The organism is Streptomyces sp. NPDC085460, from assembly GCF_044541975.1.
GTDB lineage: Bacteria > Actinomycetota > Actinomycetes > Streptomycetales > Streptomycetaceae > Streptomyces.
This window is the reverse complement of the sequence record NZ_JBITTO010000001.1, coordinates 181347-194719: the sequence shown is the minus strand read 5'-3', so window position 1 is coordinate 194719 and position 13373 is coordinate 181347. Positions and strand designations below refer to the sequence as shown.

Sequence of the window (13373 nt, the reverse complement as noted above, 5' to 3'; positions counted from 1 at the left end):
GCGCTGGTCGGTTCGGCAGTTCTCGACGTGGCTCAGGGACAGAGCCTTCGTCCCCCCTTTTTCCCTCTCCTCAGGCCCTCGCCGCCGTGCACCGGGTCCGCATTCCCGTACGCCGCGGCGCTGCCTCCGGGCAGCCGGCCGCGCCCTCGGCATTTCACGCGCCCCTCTTCTCCCGCGCGCACCGCCTTCAGTCGTCACTCTTCCTCCCAGGAGTCCCCTGATGGACACCCCTCTCTCCACCATCGCCGTCGTCGGTCTCGGCACCATGGGCACCGGCATCGCCGACGTGCTCGTCCGGGCCGGCCGCGAGGTCGTCGGCATCGACATCAGCGAGTCCGCGGCCGCCCGGGCCGTCGCCGCCCTGGAGGCGTCCACCGCCCGCGCGGTGGCCCGTGAGCGCATCACCGAGGACGAGCGGCAGGACGCGCTGGCGCGCTTCCGCGTCTACTCGGACCTCCAGGCCGCCGCCGCGGCCGACCTCGTCATCGAGGTCGTCCCCGAGGAGTACGAGACCAAGCAGGAGGTGTTCCGCGCGCTGGACGGGATCGTCCGCCCGGACGCGATCCTCGCCACCGGCACCAACGCCCTCTCGGTGACCCGGCTCGCGGCCGACTCGGCGCACCCCGAGCGCGTCCTCGGCCTGCACTTCTTCGCGCCGGTCCAGGCGATGAAGCTGGTCGAGGTGGTCTCGTCGGTGCTGACCGACCCGCGGGCGGTGGACGCGGTGACGCGGCTGGCCCAGGACCTCGGCAAGGAGCCGGTGGCGGTCGGCGACCGGGCCGGTTTCATCGCGGACGGGCTGCTCTTCGGCTACCTGAACCAGGCCGCGGCCATGTACGAGGCGCGTTACGCCTCCCGCGAGGACATCGACGCGGCGATGAAGCTGGGCTGCGGCCTGCCGATGGGCCCCCTCGAACTGCTCGACCTGGTGGGCGTCGACACCGCCCGTACCGTCCTCGACGCGATGTACCAGGCGTCCCACGACCGGCTGCACGCCCCCGCGCCGATCCTGAAGCAGCTCGCCGAGGCCGGGCTGACCGGCCGCAAGGCGGGCCGCGGCTTCTACACGTACGCGGCGCCGGGCTCGGCCGAGAAGGTCGCCGACGCGCTGACCCCCGGGGCCTCGGGGGCCGGCGGCGCGGGCCGCGCGGTCCGCTCGGTGGGCGTGGCCGGCTCGGGCACGATGGCCTCCGGCATCGCCGAGGTCTTCGCCAAGGCCGGGTACGACGTGGTCCTCGCCGCCCGCTCGCAGGAGAAGGCGGACGCGGCCAAGGCGTACATCGCGAAGTCGCTGGCCCGCTCGGTGGCCAAGGGCCGGCTGACCGAGGAGGCCCGCGAGGAGACGCTGGCCCGGATCGCGCCGGCCGGTTCGCTGGACGCCTTCGCCGAGGTCGACCTGGCGGTCGAGGCGGTCGCCGAGGACCTGGCGATCAAGCAGGAGCTGTTCGGCCGGCTCGACAAGATCTGCAAGCCGGGCGCGGTGCTCGCCACCACGACCTCCTCGCTGCCGGTGGTGGCCTGCGCGAAGGCGACGAGCCGCCCGCAGGACGTGATCGGCATGCACTTCTTCAACCCGGCGCCGGCGATGAAGCTGGTCGAGATCGTCCGTACCGTCCTGACCGCCGACGACGTGCACGCCACCGTCCGCGAGGTCACCGCGAAGATCCGCAAGCACGGGGTGGACTGCGGCGACCGGGCCGGCTTCATCGTGAACGCGCTGCTGTTCCCGTACCTGAACAACGCGGTCAAGATGGTCCAGGAGCACTACGCGACCCTGGACGACGTCGACACGGCGATGAAGCTGGGCGGCGGCTACCCGATGGGCCCGTTCGAGCTGCTCGACGTGGTCGGTCTGGACGTGTCGCTGGCGATCGAGAAGGTGCTCCACCGGGAGTTCCGCGACCCGGGCCTGGCCCCGGCGCCGCTCCTGGAGCACCTGGTGGCGGCCGGCTGCCTCGGCCGCAAGACGGGGCGCGGCTTCCGCGAATATGCCCGGCGCTGAGCCCGGCGAGCCTCGGCGGGGGTGGGGCGGGCTCCTGGAGCCCTCCGGCGCTCCGCCCCCGCAGGCGCGTCTTCCTGCACCGATGCAGTACGTTCGGGTCATGCCCAAGGCCGTGAAGACACCCCGTGCCACCACTCCGTCCGACGCTCAGGAGAGCGCGGCGGGGACCCGTGCCGCCGCCCAGCGGCTGAAGATGCGGCGGGAGCTGGCGGCCGCCGCGATGGAGCTCTTCGCGACGAAGGGGTACGAGGCCACCACGGTCGACGAGATCGCGGCGGCGGCCGGGGTGGCCCGGCGGACCTTCTTCCGCCACTTCCGGTCCAAGGAGGAGGCGATCTTCCCGGACCACGACGACACGCTGGTGCGGGCGGAGGCGGTGCTGAACGCGGCGCCGCCGCACGAGCATCCGCTGGACACGGTGTGCCGGGGCATCAAGGAGGTCATGAAGATGTACGCGGGCTCCCCCGCGATCTCCGTGGCCCGCTACCGGCTGACCCGCGAGGTGCCGACGCTGCGCGAGCGCGAGATCGCCTCGGTGGCCCGCTACGAGCGGCTCTTCACCCGCTACCTCCTGGGCCACTTCGACGAGCGCGACCACCACGACGGCAACGACGACCCGCTGCTCGCCGAGGTGGCGGCCTCCGCGGTGGTCACCGCCCACAACCACGTGCTGCGCCGCTGGCTGCGGGCCGGCGGCCAGGGGGACGTGGAGACCCAGCTGGACCACGCCTTCGCGATCGTCCGGGAGACCTTCGGCACCGGGATAGGCGCGGGCCGTCCGGCCCCCTCCCCGCAGCTGCCGCAGCCCGAGCGGGAGCCGGTCGCGGCGCCGCCGGCGCAGGTCTCCACGACGGGTGACGTGGTGGTCGCCGTGGCCCGTACCGACGCTCCGCTGGACGAGGTCATGCGGACCATCCAGCAGGCGCTGACGAAGGGCTGAGGCGCCTCTTCTCCCGCACTTCGAAGGTCCGGCACGAGGGCCGCCCCCGGTTTCCCGGGGGCGGCCCTCTTCGCGTTCCCCCAGCTCAGAGGGGCATTCGATCGATCATCGCTCATCCGTGAGCACCTTTTCGCATCTGAGAGAAATTGTTGGCACGCAGTGCCTTGTCACGTGACACGGCGTGCCATACGTTGATGTTGTCCGGGCGGCCGGAACACACCGAGAACGCGTGTTCCGACTGTCCCCACAGCCCTACGGCCGTGCGCCCGGACGCCTGCGTCACAGGCACCCTCGCGCCCCACCACGGCGCCGCCACAGCACCACCGAGCCGAACCGACGGCACACCTCCACAGCAGCAGCACTCCCCGACGTATCCCTCAGGCGTCCGCTCCCCGGACGCTCTCCGCCGGAGGCACACCGTGAAGGAAATCCTGGACGCGATCCAGTCGCCGGACTCCACGTCCGCCGACTTCGCGAACATCAAGCTCCCCGAGTCGTACCGGGCCGTCACCGTCCACAAGGACGAGGCGGAGATGTTCGCCGGGGTCGAGAGCCGCGACAAGGACCCCCGCAAGTCGCTCCACCTCGACCACGTGGCCCTGCCCGAGCTCGGCCCGGGCGAGGCGCTCGTCGCCGTCATGGCCTCCTCGGTCAACTACAACTCGGTCTGGACCTCGATCTTCGAGCCCGTCTCGACCTTCGGCTTCCTGGAGCGCTACGGCCGCCTCTCCGAGCTGACCAAGCGCCACGACCTGCCGTACCACGTGATCGGCTCCGACCTCGCCGGCGTCGTCCTGCGCACCGGCCCCGGCGTCAACGCCTGGCAGCCCGGCGACGAGGTCGTCGCCCACTGCCTCTCCGTCGAGCTGGAGTCCTCGGACGGCCACAACGACACCATGCTCGACCCCGAGCAGCGCATCTGGGGCTTCGAGACCAACTTCGGCGGCCTCGCCGAGATCGCCCTGGTCAAGTCCAACCAGCTGATGCCGAAGCCCGGCCACCTCAGCTGGGAGGAGGCGGCGGCCCCCGGCCTCGTCAACTCGACCGCCTACCGCCAGCTGGTCTCCAACAACGGCGCCGGCATGAAGCAGGGCGACAACGTCCTCATCTGGGGCGCCAGCGGCGGCCTCGGCTCCTACGCCACCCAGTTCGCCCTGGCCGGCGGCGCCACCCCGATCTGTGTCGTCTCCTCCCCGGAGAAGGCCGACATCTGCCGCGCCATGGGCGCCGAGGCGGTCATCGACCGCAACGCCGAGGGCTACAAGTTCTGGAAGGACGAGAACACCCAGGACCCGCGCGAGTGGAAGCGGTTCGGATCCAAGATCCGCGAGCTCACCGGCGGCGAGGACATCGACATCGTCTTCGAGCACCCCGGCCGCGAGACCTTCGGCGCCTCGGTCTACGTCACCCGCAAGGGCGGCACCATCACCACCTGCGCCTCCACCTCGGGCTACATGCACCAGTACGACAACCGCTACCTGTGGATGTCGCTGAAGCGGATCATCGGCTCGCACTTCGCCAACTACCGCGAGGCGTGGGAGGCCAACCGCCTGATCGCCAAGGGCAAGATCCACCCCACCCTCTCGAAGACGTACAGCCTGGAGGAGACCGGCCAGGCCGCCTACGACGTCCACCGCAACCTCCACCAGGGCAAGGTCGGCGTCCTCGCGCTCGCCCCCGAGGAGGGCCTCGGCGTCAGCAACCCCGAGCTCCGGGCCCAGCACATCGACGCCATCAACCGCTTCCGGAACATCTGAGGTCCCGAAGATGACTGAGCGCCAGAAGGACCGGCCGTGGCTCATGCGGACGTACGCCGGTCACTCGACCGCCGAGGCGTCCAACGAGCTGTACCGGCGCAACCTCGCCAAGGGCCAGACCGGTCTGTCGGTCGCCTTCGACCTGCCGACCCAGACGGGCTACGACCCCGACCACATCCTCGCCCGCGGCGAGGTCGGCCGGGTCGGCGTCCCCGTCTCGCACCTCGGTGACATGCGCCGGCTGTTCCAGGACATCCCCCTGGAGCAGATGAACACCTCGATGACCATCAACGCCACGGCGATGTGGCTCCTGGCGCTCTACCAGGTGGCGGCCGAGGAGCAGGGTGCGGACATCACCAAGCTCCAGGGCACCACGCAGAACGACATCGTGAAGGAGTACCTGTCGCGCGGGACGCACGTCTTCCCGCCCGGCCCCTCGCTCCGCCTCACGACGGACATGATCGCGTACACGGTCAACAACATCCCGAAGTGGAACCCGATCAACATCTGCAGCTACCACCTGCAGGAGGCGGGGGCCACTCCGGTCCAGGAGATCTCGTACGCGATGTCCACCGCCATCGCCGTCCTCGACTCCGTCCGCGACTCGGGGCAGGTCCCCGAGGAGCGGTTCGGCGAGGTCGTCGCCCGCATCTCCTTCTTCGTGAACGCGGGCGTCCGCTTCATCGAGGAGATGTGCAAGATGCGCGCCTTCGGCCGCATCTGGGACACGATCACCCGCGAGCGGTACGGGATCGAGGACGCCAAGCAGCGGCGCTTCCGCTACGGCGTCCAGGTCAACTCGCTCGGCCTCACCGAGGCCCAGCCGGAGAACAACGTCCAGCGGATCGTCCTGGAGATGCTGGCCGTCACCCTCTCCAAGGACGCCCGCGCCCGCGCCGTCCAGCTCCCGGCCTGGAACGAGGCCCTCGGCCTCCCCCGGCCCTGGGACCAGCAGTGGTCGCTCCGCATCCAGCAGGTCCTCGCCCACGAGTCCGACCTGCTGGAGTACGAGGACATCTTCGCCGGCTCCCACGTCGTCGAGGCCAAGGTCGACTCCCTCGTCACCGAGTGCCTCGCCGAGATCGAGCGGATCCAGGAGATGGGCGGCGCGATGGCCGCCGTCGAGTCCGGCTACCTCAAGGCCCAGCTGGTCTCCTCGCACGCCGAGCGGCGCGCCCGGATCGAGTCCGGCCAGGACAAGATCATCGGCGTCAACGTCTTCGAGACGACCGAGCCGAACCCGCTCACCGCCGACCTCGACACGGCGATCCAGACCGTCGACCCGGCCGTCGAGGCCCGCGTGGTCGGCGCCGTCACCCGCTGGCGCGCCGAGCGCCAGGAGTCCACGGACCGCCAGGGCAACGGCGACCCGTTCGTCTTCCCCACCACCCAGCAGGCCCTGGAGCAGCTCAAGGAGGCCGCGCGCGGCACCGAGAACCTCATGGAGGCCACCCTGGAGTGCGCCCGCGCCGGCGTCACCACCGGCGAGTGGGCCGGGGCGCTGCGCGAGGTCTTCGGCGAGTACCGCGCCCCCACCGGCGTCTCCTCCGCCCCGGTCGCCGTGCCGGCCGAGTCCGGCTCCCCGCTCGCGGAGGTCCGCCGCAGGGTCGACCGCACCGCCGAGGACATGGGCGTCGGCAAGCTCCGCTTCCTGGTCGGCAAGCCGGGCCTCGACGGGCACTCCAACGGCGCCGAGCAGATCGCCGTCCGGGCCCGCGACGCCGGGTTCGAGGTGGTCTACCAGGGCATCCGGCTCACCCCGGAACAGATCGTGGACGCCGCTCTGGAGGAGGACGTGCACGCCGTCGGCCTGTCGATCCTCTCCGGCTCGCACGCCCAGCTCGTCCCGGACGTCCTGGACCGGCTGAAGCAGGCCGGCGCCACCGACATCCCCGTCGTGGTGGGCGGGATCATCCCGAACGCCGACGGCGAGGAACTGCGCCGCGCGGGCGTCGCGGCGGTCTTCACCCCGAAGGACTTCGGCATCACCGAGATCATCGGCCGTATCGTCGACGAGATCCGGAAAGCCAACAAGCTGAATCCCCTCGAAAGCACGGAGGTCCCCGCATGACCAGCACTCCTTCCCCTGTGAACCGGCTGCGCCCCCGCCGCTCCTGTCTCGCGGTGCCCGGCTCCAACCCGCGCTTCCTGGAGAAGGCCCAGGGCCTCGCCGCCGACCAGGTCTTCCTCGACCTGGAGGACGCCTGCGCCCCGCTGGCCAAGCCCGAGGCCCGCCACACCATCGTGAAGTTCCTGAACGAGGGCGACTGGACCGGCAAGACCCGCGTGGTCCGCGTCAACGACTGGACGACCCACTGGACGTACCGCGACGTCGTCACCGTCGTCGAGGGCGCCGGCCAGAACCTCGACTGCATCATGCTGCCGAAGGTCCAGGACGCCCAGCAGATCGTCGCGCTCGACCTGCTGCTCACCCAGATCGAGAAGACCATGGGCTTCGAGGTCGGCAAGATCGGCATCGAGGCGCAGATCGAGAACGCCCAGGGCCTGAACAACGTCAACGCGATCGCCCAGGCGTCGCAGCGCGTGGAGACGATCATCTTCGGCCCGGCCGACTTCATGGCCTCCATCAACATGAAGTCCCTGGTCGTCGGCGAGCAGCCGCCCGGCTACCCGGCGGACGCGTACCACCACATCCTGATGAGCATCCTGATGGCGGCCCGCGCCAACAACCTCCAGGCGATCGACGGCCCCTACCTCCAGATCCGCAACCAGGAGGGCTACAAGGCGGTCGCCCAGCGCGCCGCCGCCCTGGGCTTCGACGGCAAGTGGGTGCTCCACCCGGACCAGGTCGCCGCCGCGAACGAGATCTTCTCTCCCTCGCAGGAGGACTACGACCACGCCGAGCTGATCCTCGACGCGTACGACTACTACACCTCCGAGGCGGGCGGGAAGAAGGGCTCCGCGATGCTCGGCGACGAGATGATCGACGAGGCGTCCCGCAAGATGGCCCTGGTCATCTCGGGCAAGGGCCGCGCCGCCGGCATGCAGCGCACCAGCAAGTTCGAGATCCCGGAGGCGTAGCACCATGCAGTTCGGACGCACCTACGAGGAGTTCGAGGTCGGGGCGGTCTACAAGCACTGGCCCGGGAAGACGGTCACGGAGTACGACGACCACCTCTTCTGCCTCCTCACCATGAACCACCACCCGCTGCACATGGACGTGAACTACGCGGAGAACACGACCGACTTCAAGCGGAACGTGGTGGTCGGCAACTACATCTACTCGCTGCTGCTCGGCATGTCCGTGCCGGACGTCTCCGGCAAGGCCATCGCCAACCTGGAGATCGAGTCGCTGCGGCACGTGGCGCCGACCTTCCACGGCGACACGATCTACGGCGAGACCACGGTCCTCGACAAGACCCCGTCGAAGTCGAAGACCGACCGCGGGATCGTGTACGTCGAGACCAAGGGCTACAAGCAGGACGGCACGCTCGTCTGCGTCTTCCGCCGCAAGGTGATGGTCCCGACCGCCGAGTACATCGACGCGCGCGGCGGCGAGCAGCCCGGCCGCCCCGAACTCATCGAGCCTTCCAAGAAGCCGGAGAAGTAAGCCATGGCGCGACTCGCCCAGACCCACGGACTGACCGACGTCCAGCAGGAGATCCTGGCCACGGTCCGCGACTTCGTCGACAAGGAGATCATCCCGGTCGCGACGGAGCTGGAGCACCGAGACGAGTACCCGCAGCAGATCGTCGACGGGCTCAAGGAGCTCGGCGTCTTCGGTCTGATGATCCCCGAGGAGTACGGGGGCCTGGGCGAGTCGCTGCTCACCTACGCGCTGTGCGTGGAGGAGATCGCCCGTGGCTGGATGTCGGTCTCCGGCATCATCAACACCCACTTCATCGTCGCGTACATGCTGAAGCAGCACGGCACCCAGGAGCAGAAGGACTACTTCCTTCCGCGGATGGCGGCCGGCGAGACGCGCGGCGCGTTCTCGATGTCGGAGCCGGGCCTGGGCTCGGACGTGTCGGCCATCACGTCGAAGGCGGTCAAGGAGGGCGACGAGTACGTCCTCAACGGCCAGAAGATGTGGCTGACCAACGGCGGTACGTCAACGCTGGTCGCCGTTCTCGTCCGAAGTGACGAAGGCCACCCGGAGGGCACCGCCCCCCACAAGTCGATGACGACCTTCCTCGTCGAGAAGGAGCCCGGCTTCGGAGAGGTCCGCCCCGGCCTCACCATCCCGGGCAAGATCGACAAGATGGGCTACAAGGGGGTCGACACCACCGAGCTCATCATGGACGGCCTGCGCATTCCGGCCAATCGGGTCCTCGGCGGGGTCACGGGCCGAGGCTTTTACCAGATGATGGACGGTGTCGAAGTCGGCCGCGTGAACGTGGCGGCCCGTGGCTGCGGCGTCGCTCAGCGTGCTTTCGAACTCGGCGTCCAGTATGCCCAGCAGCGTCACACTTTCGGAAAGCCGATCGCCCAGCACCAGGCGATCCAGTTCAAGCTGGCCGAAATGGCTACCAAGGTCGAGGCCGCCCATGCCATGATGGTGAACGCAGCACGCAAAAAGGACTCCGGGGAACGAAACGACCTCGAAGCGGGGATGGCGAAGTACCTCGCCTCCGAGTACTGCAAGGAGGTCGTGGAGGATGCCTTCCGCATTCACGGCGGCTACGGGTTCTCGAAGGAGTACGAGATCGAGCGTCTCTACCGCGAGGCGCCGATGCTGCTCATCGGTGAAGGTACCGCCGAGATCCAGAAAATGATCATTGGCCGCCGACTCCTGGAGGAGTACCGCTTCCAGGGCTGATTGTCGGTTTTGAGTCGATACGGCCGCGAAGAAGATCACACCCCGTGTTCGTCTTCCGGCCGTCGACTCGGTTCCTGGCTTGCCCAGTTGCGCCCCGCAACCGATAGCATCGCCGGAAAGCCGCCGTCCCCCGTTGCCAGCGCGGCATCATCCGCTACGAAGGTCATCCATGCCCCACAGCCCAAACTCTGCACACCGCGACAGCCTCAAGGGCGCACGCATCGCACGCGGAGCATCGCCGTGGCTTCTGCCGACCGTCGCCACGGCGGCGCTCAGCCTCGCGCGCTCCGGCCGCTCGAAGCGCGCCCGGGCGATCGCCGTGCCGACCACCGCGCTCGCGGCCGGCATGCTGTGGTTCTTCCGCGACCCCGAGCGCGAGATCGCTCAGGGCCGGGTCATCTCCCCCGCCGACGGCGTGGTGCAGAGCATCATGCCGTGGAAGGACGGGCGCACCCGGGTCGCCATCTTCATGAGCCCGCTCAACGTGCACGTCAACCGTGCGCCGCTGGCCGGCACGGTGACCTCGGTCGAGCACGTCCCCGGCGGCTTCGTCCCGGCCTTCAACAAGGAGTCCGAGAACAACGAGCGCGTCGTCTGGCACTTCGACACCGAGCTCGGCGACATCGAGATGGTCCAGATCGCGGGTGCCGTGGCGCGGCGCATCGTGCCGTACATCCCGCAGGGGACCAAGGTCGAGCAGGGTGACCGGATCGGCCTGATCCGTTTCGGCTCGCGGGTCGACATCTACCTTCCGGAGGGTGTCGAGGTCGCCGTCGAGGTGGGGCAGGTCACGACCGCGGGGGTGACTCGCATTGACCGTGATTGATCCCGACACACGAGCCGCCGAATGGGGCGCCGACGCCGAGGCGGAGGCGGCCGACGAGGCGGAGGAGATGCCGCTGTCGCTGAGGCTGTCCATAGCGGACGCCCTCACGCTCGGCAACGCCACGTGTGGCTTCATGGCGGTGTACTTCACCACCACGGGCATCCTCATCCCGCACCTCACCGGCAGCACGGAGACGGGCATGGCGCGCAACAGCGCCGCCACCGCCGTGATACTGATGCTGTGCGCGGCGATCTTCGACCTCTTCGACGGCATCGTGGCGCGCAAGCTCCGCAGCTCGCCGATGGGCGCCGAGCTCGACAACCTGTCGGACCTGATCAGCTTCGGTCTGGCCCCGGCGTACTTCGTGCTCGTCTACGGCATGGTCGCGGACGACGCGCAGCAGAAGGTCTCGGCGGTCGCCGCGATCGTGGTGCTGCTCGCGGTGGTGCTGCGGCTCGCGCGGTTCTCCTGCGTGACGATGAAGGACGGGATGTTCCAGGGCATGCCGAGCCCCTTCGGCGCGCTCACGGTGGTCTCGATCATCCTCCTGGAGCTGCCGTTCATCCCGACGCTGCTCGCGATCATCGGCACGGCGTGGCTGATGGTGAGCCGGGTCGAGTACCCCAAGCCGCGGGGTGTCCTCGCCGCGGCCATGCTCAGCTGGATCGTCGGAGCGATGGCCATGCTGGCCGCCTGGGCCTTCGACGCCCCGGGCGGGCAGTTCCTGCTCCAGGCCGGCTGTGCCCTCCAGGTCGTGCTGGGCGCCGTGATCCCCCTCTTCGCGACGGCCCGCCGAGTCAACACCTTCCGCGGCAACCGGCGTGAGAGCCGGGAGGCGCGGCAGGCGGAGGCGGCGCAGCTGCGCTGACCCCCGGTCGTACGGAACGGGTGAAGGGCCCGGAAGCATCGCGCTTCCGGGCCCTTCGTCATGCCGCGAGGAGCTTGTAGTAGAGCGTGGTGGCCCGGAGGGTGCCCGCGGGGTCGGCGGCGTACTCCGGGATCGTGCCGGCCGGGATCCAGCCGGCGCCCCGGTAGAGGCGTTCGGCGGGGCTGTCGGTCTGGGTGTCCAGGACGAGCAGGGTCAGGCCGGTGGCGGCGGCGTGGGCCTCGGCGGCGGCCAGCAGGCGGCGGCCCAGGGCCCGGCCGCGCGCCGCGCGGTGGACGAGGAGCCGGGCTATCTCGCCGCGGTGGCGGCCGTTGGCGGTGACGGTACGCAGGAGGGTGACGGCCCCGGTGACGGTGCCGTCCGGCCCGAAGGCCGCCCAGACGTCCCTGGCGCCGGCGACCCCGGCCCACCAGGCGGCGGCCTCGGCCGGGTCGAGGGGCGCGAGGTAGCCGACCGAGGCGCCGCCGTCGACGGTGTCCACGAGAAGGGCGCCCAGGGCGGTCGCGTGGGCGCGGACGGCCTCGGGGGTGAGGAGCTCGATCCGGTCGCCGGGGGCGAGCCGCTTCTCCAGGCAGAGCAGGCCCGGACGGTCGTCCCAGGAGGCGGCGGGCTCGAAGCCGAGCTTGCGGTAGAGGGCGAGGGGGCCCTCCCGCCACTCCCATACGGTGAGCCGGACGGCCCCGGCGCCGGCCGCGGCGGCCCGCCGCAGCGCCTCGCCCATCAGTGCGCCGGCCAGTCCCCGTCCCCGGGCCTCCGGCTCGACCCACACCCGCTTGACCTCGGGCACGGTGCCGGCCTTCAGGACCAGGCAGCCGGCGGCCTCCCCCGTCTCGGGGGAGGTGGCGAGCAGGACGGTGTCGCCGGCGAAGGCGGTGACGGGGTCCTCGGTCTCGGCGCGGCGGGCGGGCGGCAGGTCGGCGGGGCCGGACACCGCGGCGCCCTTCTCGGCCTCGGTGGCCAGGTGGTAGGCGGCGAGCAGGGCGGGCAGGCCGGGGTGGGCGGCGTTCTCCTCGATCAGCACGTTCATGATCCGAGGATCACACCGCCAGGTTTCGGCGAGGTGACGCCCTCCCCGCCGGCCCCCTCGGCACCGTCGGCCCCGCCGGTCAGGAACGCGGCCAGCGCGGCGCCCTCGTCCGTCACGGCGGTCCGCTCGGTCCGGGACAGGGGCCGCAGCGGGGTGACGACGAGGTCGGGGCCGCGCAGGGTCCAGGTGGCGGCGACCCGGCCGTCGACCAGGGCGACGCGCTCGCCGGCGACGGAGAGCAGCCGGTGGTCGTGGTCGATGATCCGGCTCCGGTCGTGGTAGCCGAGGATCGCGTTGTCGAAGGCGGGGAGGAAGCGGACCGGGGCGGGGGTGTCCGGGTCGGGCCGGGGCGCGTCGGGGAGGTCGAGGAGTTCACGGCCCCGCTCGTCGCGGAAGGTGACGAGTTCGTCCCGTACGGCCTTGACGGCGGCGGGCAGTCCGGCGAGGCCGCACCAGGCGCGGAGGTCGGCGGAGGCGGCGGGCCCGTAGGCGGCGAGGTAGCGGCGGACGAGGGCCTGGCCGACGGGGTCGGTGGGGTCGTCGGGGAGCGGCGGGATCGCGCGGCCCAGCCAGCCGGAGAGGGTCGCGTTGCGGACCCCCGCGCGGGAGCCCCAGAGGCCGCGCGGGGGAAGCTGCACGGTGGGCAGGACGCCGCCGACGATGAGTTCGCCGAGGGCCCGGCGGGGCGGTTCGGGCCAGCGGTCGGAGACGGCCTCGACGAGTTCGGCCAGGGTGCGGGGCTCTCCGTCGGCCATGACCGCGTGGGCGGCGGCGCCGAGCTCGTCGGGGTCGACGCCCGCGAGTTCGGCGCGGTAGGTGGTGAGGACCCTCTGGCGGAGCATGGCGTCGTGGCGGGCGCGCCAGGCCAGGGCGTCGTCGGCGGTGACGAGGTGGATGGTGCGGCGCATCAGGGGGACGCGTACGACCTCGCGTCCCGTGAGGAGGCCGTCCAGGGTCTCCGGGCGGAAGTCCCTCACCCGCGACCAGAGTCCGGTGAAGGGCTCCTGGGGTTCCTGGGCCTGGAGCCCGCACAGGTGGGCGATGACGTCGAGGGCGGGGGCGTCCGTGCGGGCGAGGAGGTGCTGGCGGGCGAGGGCCGCGCGGTTGAGGGCGCGGGGGGTGAGGACGGTCATGCCGTCACGCTCCCACGGAAAG

At 70.8% G+C, this 13373-nt stretch carries 11 protein-coding genes and 1 pseudogene; 9 read left to right on the top strand and 3 right to left on the bottom strand.

The annotated features are described in order from the left end of the window. The first annotated feature begins 220 nt into the window (after positions 1 to 220). The 9 genes from ACIGHB_RS00830 to pssA all read left to right on the top strand — a co-directional run bounded on the left by ACIGHB_RS00830 (position 221) and on the right by pssA (position 11173). Positions 221 to 2002 (top strand): 3-hydroxyacyl-CoA dehydrogenase family protein, encoded by a 1782-nt coding sequence (locus ACIGHB_RS00830; RefSeq protein WP_399908348.1) that lies wholly within the window; start codon positions 221 to 223, stop codon positions 2000 to 2002. Positions 2003 to 2084: 82 nt separating this feature from the next. Further along, the gene (locus ACIGHB_RS00825) at positions 2085 to 2942 is read left to right on the top strand and encodes a TetR family transcriptional regulator (protein ID WP_388873645.1); all 858 of its coding nucleotides are present in this window, start codon (positions 2085 to 2087) and stop codon (positions 2940 to 2942) included. Between the two features lie 419 nt (positions 2943 to 3361). Further along, positions 3362 to 4699 carry a crotonyl-CoA carboxylase/reductase gene (gene ccrA / locus ACIGHB_RS00820; RefSeq protein ID WP_360313728.1) on the top strand — a complete coding sequence of 446 codons (1338 nt, stop codon included), beginning with the start codon at positions 3362 to 3364 and terminating at the stop codon, positions 4697 to 4699. Between the two features lie 10 nt (positions 4700 to 4709). Then, positions 4710 to 6770, top strand: a complete 2061-nt coding sequence (locus ACIGHB_RS00815; RefSeq protein WP_399908344.1) for a protein meaA — start codon at positions 4710 to 4712, stop codon at positions 6768 to 6770. After that, on the top strand, positions 6767 to 7741 hold the full coding sequence (locus ACIGHB_RS00810) for a CoA ester lyase (protein ID WP_360313724.1): 975 nt from the start codon (positions 6767 to 6769) through the stop codon (positions 7739 to 7741). The genes ACIGHB_RS00815 and ACIGHB_RS00810 overlap by 4 nt, the downstream gene beginning before the upstream one ends. Positions 7742 to 7745: 4 nt before the next feature. Further along, positions 7746 to 8270: a MaoC family dehydratase gene (locus ACIGHB_RS00805; RefSeq protein ID WP_319013327.1), complete on the top strand. Its 525-nt coding sequence runs from the start codon at positions 7746 to 7748 to the stop codon at positions 8268 to 8270. Between the two features lie 3 nt (positions 8271 to 8273). Further along, positions 8274 to 9479, top strand: a complete 1206-nt coding sequence (locus ACIGHB_RS00800; RefSeq protein WP_360313722.1) for an acyl-CoA dehydrogenase family protein — start codon at positions 8274 to 8276, stop codon at positions 9477 to 9479. A 169-nt stretch (positions 9480 to 9648) separates the two neighbouring features. Further along, entirely contained in the window at positions 9649 to 10305 is a 657-nt protein-coding gene (locus tag ACIGHB_RS00795) for a phosphatidylserine decarboxylase (protein ID WP_319013328.1), read from the top strand. Continuing rightward, complete coding sequence (pssA, locus tag ACIGHB_RS00790) at positions 10298 to 11173, top strand: CDP-diacylglycerol--serine O-phosphatidyltransferase (RefSeq protein WP_360313800.1); 876 nt, start codon at positions 10298 to 10300, stop codon at positions 11171 to 11173. The genes ACIGHB_RS00795 and pssA overlap by 8 nt, the downstream gene beginning before the upstream one ends. 58 nt (positions 11174 to 11231) lie before the next feature. On the opposite strand, the gene ACIGHB_RS00785 is transcribed toward pssA, so the two are convergent. The 3 genes and pseudogenes from ACIGHB_RS00785 to ACIGHB_RS00775 all read right to left on the bottom strand — a co-directional run bounded on the left by ACIGHB_RS00785 (position 11232) and on the right by ACIGHB_RS00775 (position 13351). Beyond that, the gene (locus ACIGHB_RS00785) at positions 11232 to 11732 is read right to left on the bottom strand and encodes a GNAT family N-acetyltransferase (RefSeq protein ID WP_399909328.1); all 501 of its coding nucleotides are present in this window, start codon (positions 11730 to 11732) and stop codon (positions 11232 to 11234) included. Between the two features lie 69 nt (positions 11733 to 11801). Further along, a pseudogene (locus ACIGHB_RS00780) lies at positions 11802 to 12218 on the bottom strand (GNAT family N-acetyltransferase); the annotation flags it as partial. Next, complete coding sequence (locus ACIGHB_RS00775; RefSeq protein ID WP_360313720.1) at positions 12215 to 13351, bottom strand: winged helix DNA-binding domain-containing protein; 1137 nt, start codon at positions 13349 to 13351, stop codon at positions 12215 to 12217. The gene ACIGHB_RS00775 and the pseudogene ACIGHB_RS00780, both read right to left, overlap by 4 nt. Positions 13352 to 13373: the final 22 nt, after the last annotated feature.